Genomic DNA, 17,106 nt, shown 5'->3' with positions numbered 1-17,106 from the left:
TGGAATGGCGGCCGGCTTCACGTCGGAATCCGCAATTTGGACGACAGCGGCCAAACCTCTACGAGTGCAGCAAGGCTGAATCAGCCGCGATCTATGTGACAAGAAAGTCACCGAAGGCAAAATCGAAAAACCGTTGGTGACCGTTTCGGCATCGACACCTTTGGCATCAGCGCGGACACGGTCAGCCCGTCGCACTTGAAGGATGTCCAGATCGAACTGGTGCCGCGCTCGAAGGAAAGTCACGCACGGGCAATATGGCTGGCGCGAGGTGCAACAGCGCCACCCGTAGCGAAGTCTAGGCGGCGTTGGACCATCAAGGCGCGTCACGTAGGTTCTGTTTGAGGCGCCCCCGCCAAGCTGATCCGAGCACGGTCAGAAATGCGCGCTTCGAGGAACGGAATCATGCCACTGCTATGATGCGTAAGTAAAAACAGAAATTGCACGACAAAAGCCCGTATTGCCCCAAAAGCGGGAGTTCAGGCCCATCACCCAACCGAGGCAGCTTCCATAGCCTGGTGCAGCCGATCAAATCCAACGCCTATGCCACTTTCTCTTCTCTCTGCGTGCTTGACATCTGCAAACATGGCTTGCTCGGTGAAGGTCATCTCGGTTCCTGTAGGCGTGCTTTCGAACTCCACGGTTACAAGAGATGAAGAAATGCTTCGGCCATCTGTCCGCATCGTATAGGCATAAACTATGCGTTGCCGCTCGGCGATTTCGAGGAAATGAGCGGTCATCTCCTGAACGATCCCCTGGGGCATGCGCCAGACCAAGCGTTCGCAACCATCGACTCGGAAGTCGAACCGATCTTCCAGCACATGCCAGTCGGGATGACAGGCATTCCATTGTCGCTTCAAGGCACGATCAGACCAAAAGCGAAATGCGTGAGCGGGGCTACCCGGCAGTGCGCGCTTGATGACGAACGTGCGGTGGTCGACATTGACTCCCATCAGTGATCCTTCTTTTCCGGTGTTTGCGCCATCAGAATAGCCAGTCGATCGAAGGCATCGTTCATCTCGCTCTGGCGCTCATCGATCCAGTTGCCCACTGCACGAAAGGCGTCTGGGCGCATCCGGTAGGTCCGCACTCGGCCGACCTTTTCGGAGATGACGATGCCGCCTTCCTCGAGGACACGAAGGTGCTTCAGGACCGCCGGAAGTTGCACGGCCGCTGGTGCAGCGAGTTCCTTCACCGCGGCCGGTCCCTTCGAAAGCTGCTCGATGAAGGCTCTTCGGTAAGGATCCGAGAGAGCATGAAACATCCGATCGAAATTCGTCTGCGGTGTGTTCTTCATTCAGTCTTCTCCCGGAAGCGCTCTGGCAGGGCCTCCTTATAAGGGAAAAACCGTTAGAAGGGACGTGCCTCGTCCAATACACGCGCCACCGACGGGCGTGACAGGAGCCGATCCAGATAGGAGGACAACGCGGGCCTCACGCCTCCAATCGGATGAACGACGGATGCGAAAAACAAAGCTGGGAAGGCGGCGCAATCCGCCAGCGTGAAGTCGTCACCCACCGCCCAGGCCTTTCCCGATAGCTGCGTCTCGATCATTGCATAGGCCGTCTCGAGCGCCTCATGCGCCTCGGCAACTCCGTACGGATCTCCGGCTCCGGCCGGCCTGATCCGGTCCCTGACGATCTTCTGCATGGGCACACTGACATGGAGATCATAGAAGCGATCCCAGAGCCGCGTGTCCAGCCGCAGCCGTGCGTCGTCAGGGAGGAAGCGGAATTGCTCGGGGTATCGCGTCTGCAGATACTCAATGATGATACTCGTCTCGGGCACGACGCGACCCGTTGCGCTATCATGCAACACAGGAATTTTCCCGACAGGCCAACGTTCAAAATGCGCTGCGGCCGATCCCGGATCGGAGAAATCCACCGTCCTTGCCTCAAAGACCAGCTCGCTTTCATAAAGGCTTATGAGAACCTTGTGGCAGAAGGAGGCAAGTGGGTGGATGTAGAGCGTCAGAATGGGGCACTCCTAAGTTTCCAACATTGGAAACTTATAGACCTGCCCTTCCATCGACGCAACAACAGTTTCCTTTCTTGGAAACCTTTTTGCGATTTCGAATGGCGATAGACTGCAGGGAGTAGCACCGGTCCGATCACCCGAAAACGGAAGGCGCGTCCGACAATGTTGCCCATGCCGTTCGGCTCACTTGCCGAATCTGCTGGTGGCGGCTGCCCTCTTGGCATCCAGCCAAGCCGTTGCCGGAGGACTGGAGGAAGCGCACCGGGCGATGCAGCGCCCGCGCACGCCCGGCGCGAACTTGCGCATCTCCAACCTCAAGGACTGGCTTGCGATCCATCGGCAGAAAGATCTTGAACGCTTCGGGTCTGCGCCACGCGCAGGCAAGAGAGATCTTGCCGAGTGGAAAGCGGCTCGCACATTGTCGCCGGCATCCCTTCGCTTTCATCTCGTCAAGCTAATGCGTCTTTGACCGCCGCAAGAAGAACTCGGGTGTCGAACGGTTTGCGGAAAATCCCCAAGTTCGATGTTTCGCTCCGTTTGCCTTCAATGTCGTGGCGGCCGGTCATCAAGAAAACCGGCATTTCCGGCCGAACAGAGTTCACGGCTTCGCAGAGTTCAAAGCCATCCATTCCTGGCATTCCAATATCGGTGATTATGACATCCAACCCGGAGAGACCGTTGGAAAGCAAAGACGCGGCAGACGGGAACCCGCGCGCAGAATAACCGGCCGATTCCAGCAAGTCTTCCAGCGCTTCGAGCACAACCGGATCGTCATCGACGACTGCAACGACGGGTCTCTGTTTACTTGCCTGCTGTTCCTGTTCCCCATCGATTGCCATGGATGAACGGTCCTCCTGGCCATGCACTGTCACTTGAACAGACTGCGGAATGCAGTCTTCTCCACCTGCACCAATGGCTAGCGAAAGCACAACGCATTGTCACGGCACTTCTCGTTAAAACAATCTTAAGGTGAACGAGGCATTTGGCGATTGGTTCCTTCTTCCAGGAGCCCTATCACTCCGGAGAACTATGTCACCTCGATCATGTGTGCAGATCGGCCTGCTTCCGGCGGTATTGTCGGGGAGACATGCCCGTCACCCGGCGAAACATGGCACTAAATCCACTGTCAGTCGCAAATCCAAGTTCCTGACCGATATGTGATATCGGCAAATTGCTTCCGCGGAGCTTGGCGGATGCCAATCTCACCCGCCACCGGGCGATGTAGTCGATTGGCGACAATCCCACATGAGCGCGAAATCTTGCCGCAAACCCAGACCGCGATTGCCCGGCGATGCGCGCCAGTTCGCTGACCGTCCAGGCACGAGTCGGATCTGCGTGAATGGCTCGCATCGCTGGGCCCAAGTTTCGATCAATCAGAGCGTGAAGCCATCCGACGCCCTCGTCGAGCTTCGCCAAATGCGCACGCAATACGTGAATGAAAGCAAGGCGCATGAGGTCGTTACTCGCCAGTCGAGCTCCAGGCCTGCCGCTGTCCCATTCGTGATCCAGATGCTCCAATAGCCACCCTACTGGTGCCATTTCATCCGCCCGTATTACGACAACGGAAGGTAACACGCCCGTTACGAACAGAACGTCGCCAGCGTCGAGTTGAAGCGTCCCACCGAGGACAGTGAAGTCCGTCACAGCGCCGATTTGTGCGGGTCCCGCTGGCGAAAACACCTCCTGTGCAGGAAGGGCCGGCGTATCCGGAGCGTTGGCAAGCTCATAGTGGACGCCGGCTACGATGATACAATCACCAGCGTTGATCCGCACTGGCTCGGCGCCACTGAGGCGTAGCCAGCATTCGCCGCGCCGAACAAAATCGAACTTGAGTACCCGCGGCAAGGGAAAATGGACGGCCCAACTCCCGCCAGCCTCCAATCGCATCGAGCAGAGGGTTCGGGCGCCAAGACATTCCAGAATGGATGAGAGTGCATCTTCGTTGTGCTTTTGGACGATCACGACAGTACTTTGGCGCCTTGATGATGGATCCTCCAGAGGTAGTGCCGATATATCCCTGGCACAAGCATCACGGAGCCATACATGCACAATCCGAATCTCATTAACTCGCGTTTTGGTGTTGCCAGCACAGCACAGCAGGTGGTCGAAGGGCTTGACCTAAATGGCACGACCGCCGTTGTCACTGGCGGCTATTCAGGTCTAGGTCTGGAGGCAACACGCGCGCTTGCCAGCGTCGGCGCTACCGTCATCGTTCCGGCGCGGGACTGCTCAAAGGCCCAACGAAATCTTGCACATCTGCGCAACGTAACGATCGCAGATCTGGACCTCTCGGTTCCCAGCGAGATTGCGGCATTCGGGGCAGAAGTCGTTTCCAGTGGGCGACCCATATCGATGCTGATCAATAGTGCCGGCGTCATGGCAACCCCACTGTGGCGCAACTCGGACGGCCACGAGGGGCAGTTTGCGATCAATCACCTCGGCCATTTCCAACTGACCGCGGCTCTATGGCCGGCGCTCACGCGCGCGAATGGCGCGCGTGTTGTCAGTGTTTCCTCACGCGCACATCAGGCGGGAGGTATCGATTTCGACGATATCCATTTCGTCCGCCGCGCCTATGACAGCGTGCTCGCCTATGGTCAGGCCAAAACAGCAAACGCACTGTTCGCGGTTGAGCTCGACAGGCGCGGACGCGAAGTCGGCGTGCGCGCCTTTTCCTTGCATCCGGGCCAAATCCTGACCGATATCGTCAGGCACCTGACGCCGGAATACTTGGCACGGTTCGACGCATACGATGCAGATGGAAACCTGCGCATCGATCCAGCGAACGGCCGCAAGACCCCGCAACAAGGCGCCGCTTCAATGGTCTGGGCAGGTGCCAGCCCCGAGCTTGATGGGTTTGGAGGCGAATATCTCGAAGACTTCGGCGTCGCCCAACCCTACAACGGCGAATTAGGCAGCAAGGGGGTTGCAAGTTGGGCAATCGATCCTGTTGCGGCACGGCGTCTCTGGGACGCATCGGTTTCGATGACTGGAGCCTTTGCTGGATGAAATATCGGTGAACACCGACCCGGCTGCAGGTGGGCCGACAAAATCACAGCTGCACCTATCCACGAGTATAGTCCTCACCGAAGCCGGCTGCTGATAGCGTCTATCCATCGACACTAGCCATTGATGACATACCGCTTTTGACGCCGCTCCCAGATCATGCCCGTATCGCCTTGGACAATTCCGCCTTTCGGCGTCGCTCGGCGAAAAACGGCAATCAACAGATCCGTAAAGACCCGGTGACCAAAGGTAGCGTTCGAAACGCTACGCCTTTTGATATCGCTAATACAGTTGCGGCCGCAGCTCTTGGTGCTGCGGTCTTCTACATCGATGCGTTTACGACAATCGAGAGCGCGATAGCGGTGCTCTATGTAGTCGTGATGCTACTCTCGGCGGGCTTGCTGAGCCGACAAGGGGTAATTTTCGTAGGCGTGACATGTAATATTCTGACTGTCGTCTCTTACACGATGGGTCACGGTTTCATTTTCGACATCTCCAGTCTGCTTCGCCTGACGGTTTCGCTTTCAGCCATTTCCGTTACCTGTGCACTCATCCTCAGGAACGCTGCAGCTCGCACCGAACTCATCGCATCGAACAAGGCGCTTCGCGACAGCGAGCGCCGTTATCGCTCGATCTTCGAACAAAGCCGGGTCGCCTTATGGGAGCGCGACTATTCTTCAGCAAGAACCTATCTTTTGTCACTCAAGCGTGAAGGCATCCCCGACTTTCGAGCATATGCCCTTGGTAATCCTGACGTCGTGGAAAAATGCGCCCGTTTGGTCAGGACGATTGCTGCAAACGATGCTGCCATCGAACTGCTTGGCCATGCAGCGACAAAAGGAACCGCCGTCGCGATGGCAGGTCACGTCCTGGCCGACCGTGAAACGACCATCAACCTCCTTGATGCGATTTTCAATGAACGAAAAAGCCTCGAGCAGACCGGAACTATCGTCAGGCACGACGCCGAGACCCGGCAGGTGATCATCAGTCTGCGCTTTCCGGAAGACACGGCTGCCTTTGACCGCGTCGTTGTCGGAATGGTCGACATCACACAACGAGAGATGACACAGAAGGCGCTGTTGGAGGCGCAGGCCGAGTTGGCCAAAGCAGCAAGAGCCGCAACCGTGGGCGCCCTATCTGCCTCGCTTGCCCACGAACTCAACCAACCGCTCGCCGCTCTGACTGTCAACACTCAAACCCTGTTGAAGTGGTTGTCCAGGGCCCCGCCCAACCTCGTCGCGGTGCGGCGATCAGCGGAACGACTGGTGCGGGACTGCAAGCGCGCAAGCGACATTATCGAGAATACTCGGCGCCTGCTAAGGCAAGAACGACGCATGCCAGAGGTCTTGGATCTGATGTCGCTGGTCGACGAAACCTGTGCATTGATGACGCCGGATCTGCTTCGCGCCAAGGTCGACATCCGCGTCGAGTCCGAAAGGGATTTGCCTGCGGTGAACGCAGTCAGGATCGAGCTTCAGCAGGTGTTAGTTAACCTGATCGCCAATGCAATCCAGGCAATGGAGAGCATGGACGGCCCCAGGAAAATGATCCGGATCGGTTTGGCGCACGCCGGCACCACTTCGGTTAGGATGTCCGTCATGGATAACGGCCCGGGGATATCGCCTGCTATCATGGGTAAGTTGTTTGCAGCATTCCAGAGCACAAAACCATACGGCTTGGGGATCGGCCTCGCCATCTGCGTCAGCATGGTGGAGGCAAATGGCGGCACTCTCAAGGCTGGGAATGCTGCCGGGGGTGGCACTGTTTTCGAGATAACGCTTCCCGCATGATGTCTTTCGCACAGCGGCTGGCGATAATTGGGTGCTAGCGAACCCGGCGAAGCGAGCGAATGATATTCATCTGTAGCTCGTGGCGGGACGCATATCGACCTAGCAAGGTAATCAGCCGCCGCTCCTCCGCCTCATCTACACCCGCGTGCCGGCAGTACTCCGATACTTCCAGTAAAGGTTGCGCTTCCCGGCGAGAAAACCATCCGGCCTCATTCGACGGCATCGAGCCAATTCCATCTACATCTCACTCAACCACCAGCTCCCTTTGGCAAAGACATGGGAAACATCAGGTGTCGCAATGCTAGACCGAGGGGATAGGAGCCGAAACTATACGGAAGTTAGTCAAGGTGCTGCCGGAGTTGGGACGCGGAGCCCGAAGGCGTGTCCGTGACAGCGTTCTGGGCCAACTCTATACAGAGCCGCCGTAACGGCCACTTTCGCTTGGGTTTTCGCCGCGCCCGAACGGTCGAATCCCAACACGGGATCTAAATCTCTACCCGTTGGTCATAGCCCATAGAACGGGTGTTTTTTCCGTCTGGGAGAGAGGAGTGTCAGTATCTGATTGCTCATCGGATATGGTCCTGGAAAGCCTCGATGCAAGATCTTTCGCCAATTGTGGGTGAGATCCGATAACTTTATCGAGCGCCTCCTTTGCGATGACAGAAATGGAGATTTCGGTCAGCGCCTCGAAACTGCCGCTCTCCGGTGTGTCCGAAAGCAGACTGCGCGCGCCGAAGATTTCTCCAGGATAAAGCCGCTCGATATCCTTTCCGTTCCACCGCTTGCAGACAATACCGGACTGTATGATCATCAAACTCGAAAACGTCTCATTCTCTGTCACGATTGTCGCACCTGCAGGAAACTGCCGGGTCGTCGCTTGACTACCAAGCGCGTTGCGCTCGTCGAGAGGCAATCCAGCAAAAGCAGGCACGGCCCGCAGCAACTCCCTCGCAGAGAGCATCGTCGGCGTCAGGTGGCTCCCGATGGGAGATTGTGTGCCAAACACATAGGAGCCGGCCGGCATCGCGAGCGAGACGCCATTTTCCGCGCAATGGCGGAAGACGGCATCGATGACCTCATTGCATGCAGCCACGCGTTCGCCCGGAGTGGAGACATAGAAGAGCAGTTCCACGTCTATGCCCATACCATCCATCTTCTTGAGCGCCACCGTTGGCGGCGCCTCTCTGGAGATCAACTTGCAGCTATCGAGAGCCAGACTCAAGACTTCCATCGATTCGCTCGGTGGGAGCGTGGGAGAGATTCTTATTGGCAGTTTGATCTGGTGCGTTTCCGTCGGGCGGCTGAAATTCGTCAGGCCGAGCTTGGCAAGCACACTATTTGGAAGCACGATGAGATTGTTTGCCGATGTAAGGATGCAGGTCGCCCGCCAATTGCTAGCGACAACTCTTCCCTCAGTTCCGTCTGCCAGCAGAATCCAGTCGCCCAGAACATAGGGACGCCCAATCGTCAGGGCGATGCCGGAGAAGACGTCCGACAATGTATTCTGCAAGGCAAGGCCTAGAATGATCGCCACGACGCCCGAGGTTGCAAGAAGTGTACCGATCGGCATGCCGAAGACGAATGCCATCATTGAAAGAGTAGTGCCGAGATAGACGACGGCCACCAGGAGATCTTGGATAAGGCGCGCTTCCCTGGGTCGCTTGTCCAGCACTATGTAGATGCGCGTAAAACCGATCACTGCCCAGGCAAGGTGCGTCCACCACAAGACCTTACCGCAGTCGACGAGAAACCGCGCAAACACTTCTTCGTGGATTCTCTCAAACCGGAAAGGTGCAACCTGCGCAGCCAAAAGAGCTGCCGTCATCGCAGCGAAGAAGATGATCTGAACGACAAGTCGTGCATTGGGGCGACCTCGTCCCTGCAGATGCCAGACTATAATTCCCGCCAGCCCAAGCAGGTTCAGCATTACGAGCGGCACTAAAGGAAGGGGCGTCGGCATGGTGTGCTCCGATTAACGGTTCGCCGGCATCGCGCGAAAATATGAGAGACTCGCGTCAGCGCGGCGGCACAGATCGACGGGAGCCACTGTGCAAGGCTGTAGCCTTCGCACGGACACGCAGGAACCCAAACGAAGGTACAGCTTGCTGTAGGAACGAAGGTGTGAGTTCGATTGCCGACGGCGGAGGCAGCTCCGCTGCCGCCGCTCACCCCGCACGCAGCAAACGTTGGTTTTATAGCCAGCTCAGTCCTTTGGAGTAAAATCGCGGTCCACGAAGTGTCGAAGCTTGACAACTGAGGGAGCGATGCCGTGCCTGAACACGCAAACAACGTTGAGACAACCACCGACATTCCGGTAGTGAACATTATCGACGACGACGAGCAACTTCGCTTGTCGCTGCTCGAACTTTTCGAAGCCGTAGGGATGCAGGCCGAGGCCTTCGTCGACACAACCGATTTTAACCACCGAGGCGACCCGCATGCTGTCGGTTGCCTGTTGCTTGATGTCAATTTGCCGGGCGTGAGCGGTATAGAATTTCAGCGAAGGCTGTCGGAAGCCGGCTTCGATGTACCGATTGTCTTCATGACTGGAGACGGAGATGTAACGACGAGCGTCTCCGCCATGAAAGCGGGAGCCATCGACTTTCTCTTGAAGCCATTCCAGCCAGACGAACTCATTAGCGCGGTTACCACCGCGATCGAGGAGGGCAAAAAACAGCGTGAGATCACTTCCAAACTGAGACATGTTCGCGAGTGTGCGGCAAGCCTCACACCGCGCGAAAGGCAAGTGATGAAGCTTGTGACAGATGGTCTGATGAACAAGCAGGTCGCCTATGAATTGGGGATCAGCGAAATTATGGTCAAGCTTCATCGCGGGAGCGCCATGAGAAAGATGCAGGCCCGCTCTCTCAGTGACCTCGTGAGAAAATCCGAACTGCTTCAGTGAACATCGCACGTGTATGCCTCGAGCGACATTTCACAACGAACTCCGGTTGGTGGCAGATGGGCAGCATCACCGCTGTCGAGCCTGGGTAAATGACGGACACGTCCGCGTCGAGGAGATACCTGGCTCCGCGCTGCGTCTTGATCAATGGCGGGTTCGAAGGCTTCTCTGCGTCTCAGCCGTAAGATGAGAACGTCGACGCTTCGATCGGACATCCCTTCCATCCCTCCTTGTTTCAGCCATCAGCTGCTCGCGCGTCGGCACTCGACTTGAACGAGCGATCGAGATTGGCCCGAAACGCGTTTACGATCGTCCGAGTGGACGATTTCGACGATCAACCCTGCCAACTGGCTGGCACTTTTGCGTCGCTCCACCCTCCTTATCCTCGATGCCGGCCCATTGAAGCAGCTGGCGATTGAGATAGGAGGTCCATCGCGGTCGCTGACCGAGGTCAGGACCGCAGTAAATTGGAGGGCGGCCGTAAGGTCACCGGCCACCCATTGCTCGTTAGGCCAGTTGCGCCTTATCAAGGCCGAAAACCTTGTCGGCGGAGCCGGGCACAGCTTTGACCGCGATGCTGGCGCGATTCCATGCATTGATCGCCATGATCTGGAAGGTGAGATCGGAAATTTCCTTCTCAGACAATTGCCCCCGGACCTTTTCGTAGAGCTCGTCCGGGACGCCGCTATCAGAGACTTTGGTCAAGGCTTCGGTCCAGGCAAGCGCTGCCCGCTCGCGGGAGGAGAAAAGGGTCGAGTCGCGCCACACGGCAACGTGGTGAAGGCGAAGCGGGCGCTCGCCATGCATAGTCGCTTCCTTGGAGTGCATATCGAGGCAGAACGCGCAGCCGTTGATCTGCGATGCGCGAATGTCGACCAAGTCGAGAATAGACTGCTCGATCGTGCCTTTCTTGACTTCGTTGCTAAGCGCCATAAGAGCCTTGAAGAGGTCCGGCGAAAGTTGAGCGTAATTGAGGCGTTGGGTCATTGTCCATCATCCATGGTGTGGAATGAAATTTTCCACGCGCAAACAAGCTTTGCATGCGGCGCAATCATCGTGCCCAAGCGACCCTCGAGCGAACAGCTATACGTCTGTTTGGATTGCCGCCGTTTCGATGTCGCAAAATCCCTCAAAAGTGCCTTGCAGGCGGGAGTAGCCCGCCCGCTGAATAGGTATCGACGCTTTCGAGGAAAAGAGGGCGCCGACGGCACCCTCTCGCATCATCAAGCCACGATAAATTCCAGCAGATCTTCGTTGATAAGACCGGCGTGGGTGGTCGCCATCCCATGGGGAAGCCCCTTGTAAACCTTCAGCGTCGCGTTCTTCAGGAGCTTTGCCGAAAGGAGGGCGGAGTCTGCGATCGGCACGATCTGATCGTCATCTCCGTGGAGGACGAGGGTCGGTACATCGATTGATTTCAGATCGTCAGTAAAGTCCGTTTCAGAGAACGCCTTAATGCCAAGATAGTGGGCGTTTGCGGCACCCGCCATGCCCTGGCGCCACCAGTTTTGGACTATCGCCTCAGAGCGCTTCGCTCCCTCCCGGTTGAAACCATAGAAGGGGCCGCCGGCAAGATCGAGGTAGAATTGAGACCTGTCAGCCGCCAGACCGGAGCGCAAGCCGTCGAAGACCTCGATTGGAAGGCCGCCAGGGTTGGCCGAGGTCTTGACCATGATCGGCGGGACAGCGCCAATAAGGACAAGCTTGGAAACGCGCTCCTTTCCATGACGGGCCGCATAGTGAGCCGCCTCACCGCCCCCGGTGGAATGGCCGATGTGAACTGCGTTGCGAAGATCGAGGTGCTCTATCACAGCAGCAACATCCGCTGCATAGTGATCCATATCGTGTCCATCGCTTACCTGGGCGGAGCGACCGTGGCCGCGCCGGTCATGCGCAACGACGCGGAAGCCCTTGCCGAGGAAGAACAGCATCTGGGCGTCCCAGTCATCGCCGCTAAGGGGCCATCCATGATGGAATACGATCGGCTGCGCGCTTTTCGGACCCCAGTCCTTATAGAAAATTGCAGTACCATCTTTCGACGTGACGTATTCGCCATCGGACCGATGTCCGGCACCCTTGGCGGGCTCCTTGGCTCGCGCCGAGCTGGCGGCAATTGCCGTTGTCGCGGCAGCAAGTCCCAGTGTGCCTGTCATCATGTCTCGCCGCGTCGGCGTGGTGGAACCCAGGTTCATGTTCATCTCCTATTCAAAGAAATATTGGAAAATAAACCGTGTAAATCTGAGGATCTAAACTTCATCGATCTACAAATCCGGCGACTAACCGTACCAATCGATGTGATTGGTTGTAGCTATACGTTCGTTTCGTACACCTAAGTTTGGGCGAACGCATCCTTTGACGGCGACAGGCAGGATCATGTATTTGGGAAAAGGTATCGGACGGAGCGGGCCGTTTCACCCGGTCTCCCTGCGCCAAGCGCTTCGACGAAGCTTGATAGGCGCCTCCGGCGCATGCAAAGCAACCCAAACTTCTGTTTGATGTCTCGATCAGGAAGAGAGCGGTAAGACTTGCGCGCCCTGGCAACGATCAGAGCATCACAACAAATTAAAGTCGGAGATCACGACATGCTTAGGCTGCTGAGGGAAGCAACCGGACTGATAGCATTCGTTCGCACGGTTCAGGCAGGCTCCTTCAGTGCGGCTGCCCGCAGCCTCGGAGCGACGCCATCGTCAATTTCAAAAAGCATCTCGCGTTTGGAACGCCTGCTGGGCGTGCATCTGTTCCGCCGCTCGACCCGACTTCTGGCAATGACGCAGGAAGGCGAAGCCTTCTACGACAAGATAATGCCGTTGCTCGAGCAGATCGACAGTTCCGCAGAGACGGTTCAGTCTTATCGGGCGCCCGCAGGTCATCTGCGTGCCAGTCTGCCCAGCGAACTCGGCCGGATGATTCTGGAACCGATATTCACCGAGTTCGTCCCGATGTACCCCGAGATTTCGTTGTCTGTTGGCATGACGGACCGGCACGTCGATCTCCTGAGGGAAAACTATGACGTGGCGTTCAGGGTCGGCCAGGTCGAGCAGACAGGCCTGATGTGCAAGACACTCTCGCACCTCGACATGACGCTCGTCGCATCGCCTTCCTTTCTCCGCAAGCATGGAGATATCGAGAGCCTTGGCCAACTGAAGAACATACCATTCGCCCGATATGTCGCAGATGGCAAACCCTATCCCATCGGCTTCGTTGACGGCGGCAGCATCTTGCCGTCAGGCCGGATCGACCTGGATTCAGCCACGGCCATCCGCGATGCGGCGCTGAGCGGCGTCGGTGCAGCACATCTGATAAAGCGGACGGTCCAGGACGATATTGATCCGGGTCTTCTTATCGAGCTCCTTCCGCACGTGAAATTGCAAACCGTTCCGTTCCAGGCTGTGCATGCATCAGGCAGATTGCCGAGCTTCCGACTGCAGCTGTTTACCGACTTCGTCGCAACGTTGATGCGATCCTCGGCAAGGGAATAGCCTGACCGTGATAGCTGCCAATAGCGAGCAGAACTGTACGAGCGCTCGCGCATGAGAGGGAAAACCGGAGCCTTTATCGGCTCCGACAAAGGCGTTAGCGCGCCGGCGGCGGAGTGGCCGTCTTTACCCACTCCGAAAAGCCAACTGCGCCGAGCCGCACACCGGCGGCAGGCATCAGGGTCGTGTCGTCTAGAAGAGCGCCGAAGTATCGCGTCTTGTTGTCAACGACGATCTCCCGGTTGTCTCCGATCTGCCGGAGGTATTTCGTGACGGCATCTGCGATCTTGATGGGCTCCGGGCCTGCAATTTCAACGATGGCATTGCGAGGTTGGCCAAGCACCAGATCGGCGAGAGCGTCAGCCACGTCATCCGACAAGATCGGCTGCATCATGGCGGGCGAGAGATGAACTTTTTCACCCTCGGTCCCAGATTGGGCGATGCCGAACATGAACTCGAAAAATTGCGTCGAGTGAACCAGCGTGTAAGGAATTTTCGCTTCCTTGATAATCTTTTCCTGGGCCAGTTTCGCCCGAAAATAGCCGCTCGCCTGAAGACGTTCGGTTCCAACGACCGAAAGCGCGACGTGATGCTTCACGCCGGCGACTTCTTCAGCGGCCATCAGGTTGCGGCCGGATGTCTGGAAGAATTCCATGACCGCGTTGTCTTCAAAGGACGGTGAGTTTGCAACGTCCACCACGACTTGCGCTCCGGCCAATGTCTTCTCCAGCCCCTCGCCGGTGATTGTATTCACTCCGGATGCTGGCGATGCGGCAATGACTTCATGCCCCTTCCCCTGAAGGCGCTTGACCAATTTCGAGCCGATGAGGCCGGTTCCACCGATAACGACGATCTTCATAGTTCGCTCCTTGAGTATGAGAATTCCAGCTGGAAAGCGCACCAGTCGATCCGGTGCGCCGCGTTAATTACTTCAGGTCTGCTTTGTCGAGGCCGAGCATGGCATCGGACGAGCCCGGTACTGACTTGAACGCGGCATTTACGCGGGTCCACGCGTTCGCCGACATGACAGCAAAAGTGAGATCGGAGATTTCCTTCTCGCTGAGATGCGAACGAACGCGTTCATAGATTTCGTCGGGAACGCCGAGATCCGGCAGTTTCGTCACGATTTCCGCCCATGCGAGGGCTGCGCGCTCCCGTGGTGCAAAAAGCGTGGATTCACGCCAAGATGCCACGTGGTAGAGGCGCAGTTCACGCTCGCCCTGGATCTTCGCCTGCTTGATGTGCATGTCGAGGCAATAGGTGCAGTTGTTGAGCTGCGCGATGCGAACGTTGACCAGGTTGCGAATGGATTCCTCGACGGAGTTTTCCTTGGTCGCCGTCACGAATTCCATGAACTTCTTCATGAGATTGGGCGATTCCTTCGCGAAATTAATGCGCCGTGTCATTGTGTAGTTCCTATATTTGATCCGTCGGTCCACTGGTGTGACTGTCGGCAGATGCAAATCTAGGGAATTACGATTGGGCTCATAGCTAACCATAGGTTTGGGGGGCGTGTGCGGCTTGTCGGCTTCTCAGTTCCGTCGAACTTGCTCGACCTTCCGAACGAGATCCGCGAGCGAGCGAGCCTGCATCTTGCGCATGAGGCTCATGCGATGGAGCTTCACGGTCATTTCGCTGATACCGAGCTGATACGCGACCTGTTTGTTCATCAGCCCGCTGACGACCGCAAACATCACCTCCAATTCGCGGGGCGTGAGGGTGTCGACCAATGCTTGGATTCGATTCCGTTCCGCGTCCACCTTGCGTCGTTCGGAATCGAGCTTGATGGCTCGATCCACCGCATCAAGGAGATCCTGATCGGCGAAAGGTTTGATGATGAAATCCATCGCCCCCGCCTTCATTGCCTTTACACTCGTCAGGATGTCCGCATGACCTGTCAGAAAGATCACGGGAAGACGACTACCGGCCTTCGACAGACGTTCTTGAAGATCCAGGCCAGTTCCTCCCGGCATTCGGAAATCGAGTACGAGGCAACCTGGCGCACAGATATCAGCCGTTTCCAAAAACTCGGGACCGTTGGAAAATGCCGTCGCCCGCTTGTTGGTCACCATGAACAGATCAAGCAACGCTTCTCGCATCGCCTCGTCGTCGTCAACGACGTACACAATCGGCTCGGCAGCGTCTTCCATCTTGGGTTGAGTGTGTTGCATCAGATTGCCCTCAACTTTTATCGCGCAACGGCCCGTATACACTTGAGATATGCGTTGTCCGACCGACGGTTCAAACCCGCACGCACAGCGAAGGTTATGACGGCTTGTCTTGCCGTTGAAGCAATATTTAACACGGATGAGGGAGCTCGTGACCGTACACCTTGGTCTATGCGGTCCTATACCCTGCGGCATGTTCTTCACTGTCACGTGGGTCGTGGAAACCGGACCTTGAGCTAATGGATAAAGTACAGGGATTGGAGGCTAGATTGCAACAATCGGGGGTCAACCCATAACTTCGTTTAGTCGAACGCCCGGGCCAAAGGCCTATCATCCACTCGTCATGCATCGGATGGAGTTCGAGATGAAAGTAGCGGTAATCGGCGCGAGCGGCGCCATGGGTTCCAGGATCGTCGGCAGACTGCAAGAGGACGGACACGATGTCGTGGCTGCATCGAAGAAAACAGGGGTCGATGCCTTGACCGGTGAGGGTCTGGAAAAGGCACTGGAAGGTGCCGATGTGGTGATCGACGTTACAAATTCCGGCTCGTTCGGAGATGGCGATGCCCTGACGTTCTTCAGGCAATCGGGGAAGAACCTGCTCGCTGCAGCCAAGACGTCCGGGGTCCGGCATTATCTGGCGCTCTCCGTCGTTGGAACGGACCGTATGGTTGAGAATGATTACTTCCGCGCCAAACTCGTCCAGGAAAACCTGATCCGGTCCTCCGGATTGCCTTACACGATCGTCCGTTCCACCCAATTCTTCGAGTTCTTCAGCGGTATCGTGAACGCTGCGGCGGTCAACGGAGATTTACGCCTGCCGGCGATCGCCGTACGTCCGGTCTCAGCAGACGAAGCGGCAAACTGGATCACCAAGCTGGCGGTGGCCGTGCCGCAAAACACCGTCGTCGAACTTGGTGGACCGCAATCCATCGAACTCGCCGATCTGGCCCGCGAATTGCTCACTGCCACCGCGGACAATCGCCCGGTCAGTCTCGACAAGGACGCACTATACTTCGGTGTAGCATTATCTCCTGACGGGCTTTTGCCCATGAAGCAAACCATCTCTGGCAAGTTGTCTTTCCACGAGTGGCTTACCAAGAGCATTGCCGGTTAGAGAGTAACCGCAGCTTCCGTTCGGTTAGATGATGTAAAGGGCGGTGCAAATTGCATCGTCCTTTCCATCATCGATTTCGTGATTTCAGGAGACGATCCCTTTTGCCTTTGGTAGAGGAGCCAATCGTTGACCGCGAGCGCAGGCCCAGCCAGTTGCGGCAATGCCGAAAAGTGCCGGCAAGCTCACGGCAGGAAAATCGCGCAGGATGACAGAGGCCGAACATATCCCGACCGCAACTTCCCAGAGATGAAAGATGGCGTGTGCGATCAGCCAGAGAGTTGCAGCTCCCCAAAGCTCGATTCGACGGCCCGGCTTGAACCAGCCGATTGCGAAGGCCAGAGCGATGAAACCCTGAATGATGCCGATATCTCGAATGAAATGCTGATTGTAGAGGCCCGTATTGGTTACGCCAGGGACGAAATAATACCATCCTTCCGGATCATAGAGCATGTATACCGAGAGCCAGGCGGCGAGCAGTATGTTAAACCATATCATGGCAAGGACGGGGTATCTGAGGGGTTCCATTCTTCTCTCCTGCTTTCGACAGTCATCAGGGTAACACCGAGAGTTAGGCGAGGCTTCCCAAACCAAGGTTTAGGAGATCCGACCCGGATTGGCCGGAGCGTCGCCCGGCCACCTTTAACCAGGGAGAGGCGGCGCGCGCGCCGAAGTC

At 56.9% G+C, this 17,106-nt stretch carries 17 protein-coding genes; 5 read left to right on the top strand and 12 right to left on the bottom strand.

What is annotated here, in order from left to right; translation table 11 throughout:
* Positions 1 to 485: 485 nt before the first annotated feature.
* The 5 genes from C6558_RS11910 to C6558_RS11885 all read right to left on the bottom strand — a co-directional run bounded on the left by C6558_RS11910 (position 486) and on the right by C6558_RS11885 (position 3,936).
* Complete coding sequence (locus C6558_RS11910) at positions 486 to 950, bottom strand: SRPBCC domain-containing protein (RefSeq protein ID WP_057209074.1); 465 nt, start codon at positions 948 to 950, stop codon at positions 486 to 488.
* A complete protein-coding gene (locus C6558_RS11905; RefSeq protein ID WP_057209084.1) occupies positions 950 to 1,294 on the bottom strand; it encodes a helix-turn-helix transcriptional regulator in 345 nt (114 codons plus the stop codon). The genes C6558_RS11910 and C6558_RS11905 overlap by 1 nt, the downstream gene beginning before the upstream one ends.
* 53 nt (positions 1,295 to 1,347) lie before the next feature.
* Positions 1,348 to 1,959: a glutathione S-transferase family protein gene (locus C6558_RS11900; RefSeq protein ID WP_371412267.1), complete on the bottom strand. Its 612-nt coding sequence runs from the start codon at positions 1,957 to 1,959 to the stop codon at positions 1,348 to 1,350.
* A 464-nt stretch (positions 1,960 to 2,423) separates the two neighbouring features.
* Entirely contained in the window at positions 2,424 to 2,813 is a 390-nt protein-coding gene (locus C6558_RS11890) for a response regulator (protein ID WP_057209094.1), read from the bottom strand.
* 202 nt (positions 2,814 to 3,015) lie between these two features.
* A complete protein-coding gene (locus C6558_RS11885) occupies positions 3,016 to 3,936 on the bottom strand; it encodes an AraC family transcriptional regulator (protein WP_244496106.1) in 921 nt (306 codons plus the stop codon).
* 81 nt (positions 3,937 to 4,017) lie between these two features.
* Here C6558_RS11885 and C6558_RS11880 point away from each other — a divergent pair, with 81 nt between their 5' ends.
* Entirely contained in the window at positions 4,018 to 4,983 is a 966-nt protein-coding gene (locus C6558_RS11880; protein ID WP_057209098.1) for an SDR family NAD(P)-dependent oxidoreductase, read from the top strand.
* 170 nt (positions 4,984 to 5,153) lie between these two features.
* A complete protein-coding gene (locus C6558_RS11875) occupies positions 5,154 to 6,770 on the top strand; it encodes a sensor histidine kinase (protein ID WP_244494733.1) in 1,617 nt (538 codons plus the stop codon).
* A gap of 493 nt (positions 6,771 to 7,263) precedes the next feature.
* On the opposite strand, the gene C6558_RS11865 is transcribed toward C6558_RS11875, so the two are convergent.
* Positions 7,264 to 8,730 carry a cyclic nucleotide-binding domain-containing protein gene (locus C6558_RS11865; RefSeq protein WP_057209102.1) on the bottom strand — a complete coding sequence of 489 codons (1,467 nt, stop codon included), beginning with the start codon at positions 8,728 to 8,730 and terminating at the stop codon, positions 7,264 to 7,266.
* Positions 8,731 to 9,039: 309 nt separating this feature from the next.
* Between C6558_RS11865 and C6558_RS11860 the strand changes: the two genes are divergently transcribed.
* Positions 9,040 to 9,675, top strand: coding sequence for a response regulator transcription factor (locus C6558_RS11860; RefSeq protein ID WP_057209105.1), 636 nt, complete (start codon positions 9,040 to 9,042; stop codon positions 9,673 to 9,675).
* Between the two features lie 504 nt (positions 9,676 to 10,179).
* Here the strand turns inward: C6558_RS11860 and C6558_RS11855 are convergent.
* The gene (locus tag C6558_RS11855; RefSeq protein ID WP_057218632.1) at positions 10,180 to 10,659 is read right to left on the bottom strand and encodes a carboxymuconolactone decarboxylase family protein; all 480 of its coding nucleotides are present in this window, start codon (positions 10,657 to 10,659) and stop codon (positions 10,180 to 10,182) included.
* A 236-nt stretch (positions 10,660 to 10,895) separates the two neighbouring features.
* Positions 10,896 to 11,864 carry an alpha/beta fold hydrolase gene (locus C6558_RS11850; protein ID WP_107027282.1) on the bottom strand — a complete coding sequence of 323 codons (969 nt, stop codon included), beginning with the start codon at positions 11,862 to 11,864 and terminating at the stop codon, positions 10,896 to 10,898.
* 390 nt (positions 11,865 to 12,254) lie between these two features.
* On the opposite strand from C6558_RS11850, the gene C6558_RS11845 reads away from it, so the two are divergent.
* Positions 12,255 to 13,151, top strand: a complete 897-nt coding sequence (locus tag C6558_RS11845) for a LysR family transcriptional regulator (protein ID WP_107027281.1) — start codon at positions 12,255 to 12,257, stop codon at positions 13,149 to 13,151.
* Positions 13,152 to 13,245: 94 nt separating this feature from the next.
* On the opposite strand, the gene C6558_RS11840 is transcribed toward C6558_RS11845, so the two are convergent.
* From C6558_RS11840 to C6558_RS11830, 3 genes are all read right to left on the bottom strand, one after another.
* Positions 13,246 to 14,007: an SDR family oxidoreductase gene (locus C6558_RS11840; protein WP_057209115.1), complete on the bottom strand. Its 762-nt coding sequence runs from the start codon at positions 14,005 to 14,007 to the stop codon at positions 13,246 to 13,248.
* A 67-nt stretch (positions 14,008 to 14,074) separates the two neighbouring features.
* Positions 14,075 to 14,554: a carboxymuconolactone decarboxylase family protein gene (locus C6558_RS11835; protein WP_057209118.1), complete on the bottom strand. Its 480-nt coding sequence runs from the start codon at positions 14,552 to 14,554 to the stop codon at positions 14,075 to 14,077.
* Between the two features lie 126 nt (positions 14,555 to 14,680).
* Complete coding sequence (locus tag C6558_RS11830; RefSeq protein ID WP_057209121.1) at positions 14,681 to 15,319, bottom strand: response regulator transcription factor; 639 nt, start codon at positions 15,317 to 15,319, stop codon at positions 14,681 to 14,683.
* A 361-nt stretch (positions 15,320 to 15,680) separates the two neighbouring features.
* On the opposite strand from C6558_RS11830, the gene C6558_RS11825 reads away from it, so the two are divergent.
* On the top strand, positions 15,681 to 16,433 hold the full coding sequence (locus C6558_RS11825; RefSeq protein ID WP_057209195.1) for an SDR family oxidoreductase: 753 nt from the start codon (positions 15,681 to 15,683) through the stop codon (positions 16,431 to 16,433).
* Positions 16,434 to 16,517: 84 nt separating this feature from the next.
* Here C6558_RS11825 and C6558_RS11820 read toward each other — a convergent pair whose 3' ends face one another.
* Positions 16,518 to 16,958, bottom strand: a complete 441-nt coding sequence (locus C6558_RS11820) for a hypothetical protein (protein ID WP_057209124.1) — start codon at positions 16,956 to 16,958, stop codon at positions 16,518 to 16,520.
* Positions 16,959 to 17,106 lie beyond the last annotated feature (148 nt).

Origin of the sequence: Ensifer sp. NM-2, assembly GCF_003024455.1 — a bacterium.
In the GTDB taxonomy this organism is placed as follows: Bacteria; Pseudomonadota; Alphaproteobacteria; order Rhizobiales; family Rhizobiaceae; genus Ensifer; species Ensifer canadensis.
Note: the sequence above shows the minus strand (reverse complement) of the source record. Positions and strands in the feature narration are given on the sequence as shown.

Bases quoted from the DNA above. Each gene is read 5' to 3' on its own strand.
- C6558_RS11910 (WP_057209074.1), bottom strand. From the start codon at position 950: ATGGGAGTCAATGTCGACCACCGCACGTTCGTCATCAAGCGCGCACTG.
- C6558_RS11905 (WP_057209084.1), bottom strand. From the start codon at position 1,294: ATGAAGAACACACCGCAGACGAATTTCGATCGGATGTTTCATGCTCTC.
- C6558_RS11890 (WP_057209094.1), bottom strand. From the start codon at position 2,813: ATGGCAATCGATGGGGAACAGGAACAGCAGGCAAGTAAACAGAGACCC.
- C6558_RS11880 (WP_057209098.1), top strand. From the start codon at position 4,018: ATGCACAATCCGAATCTCATTAACTCGCGTTTTGGTGTTGCCAGCACA.
- C6558_RS11865 (WP_057209102.1), bottom strand. From the start codon at position 8,730: ATGCCGACGCCCCTTCCTTTAGTGCCGCTCGTAATGCTGAACCTGCTT.
- C6558_RS11855 (WP_057218632.1), bottom strand. From the start codon at position 10,659: ATGACCCAACGCCTCAATTACGCTCAACTTTCGCCGGACCTCTTCAAG.
- C6558_RS11850 (WP_107027282.1), bottom strand. From the start codon at position 11,864: ATGAACCTGGGTTCCACCACGCCGACGCGGCGAGACATGATGACAGGC.
- C6558_RS11845 (WP_107027281.1), top strand. From the start codon at position 12,255: ATGCTTAGGCTGCTGAGGGAAGCAACCGGACTGATAGCATTCGTTCGC.
- C6558_RS11840 (WP_057209115.1), bottom strand. From the start codon at position 14,007: ATGAAGATCGTCGTTATCGGTGGAACCGGCCTCATCGGCTCGAAATTG.
- C6558_RS11835 (WP_057209118.1), bottom strand. From the start codon at position 14,554: ATGACACGGCGCATTAATTTCGCGAAGGAATCGCCCAATCTCATGAAG.
- C6558_RS11830 (WP_057209121.1), bottom strand. From the start codon at position 15,319: ATGCAACACACTCAACCCAAGATGGAAGACGCTGCCGAGCCGATTGTG.
- C6558_RS11825 (WP_057209195.1), top strand. From the start codon at position 15,681: ATGAAAGTAGCGGTAATCGGCGCGAGCGGCGCCATGGGTTCCAGGATC.
- C6558_RS11820 (WP_057209124.1), bottom strand. From the start codon at position 16,958: ATGGAACCCCTCAGATACCCCGTCCTTGCCATGATATGGTTTAACATA.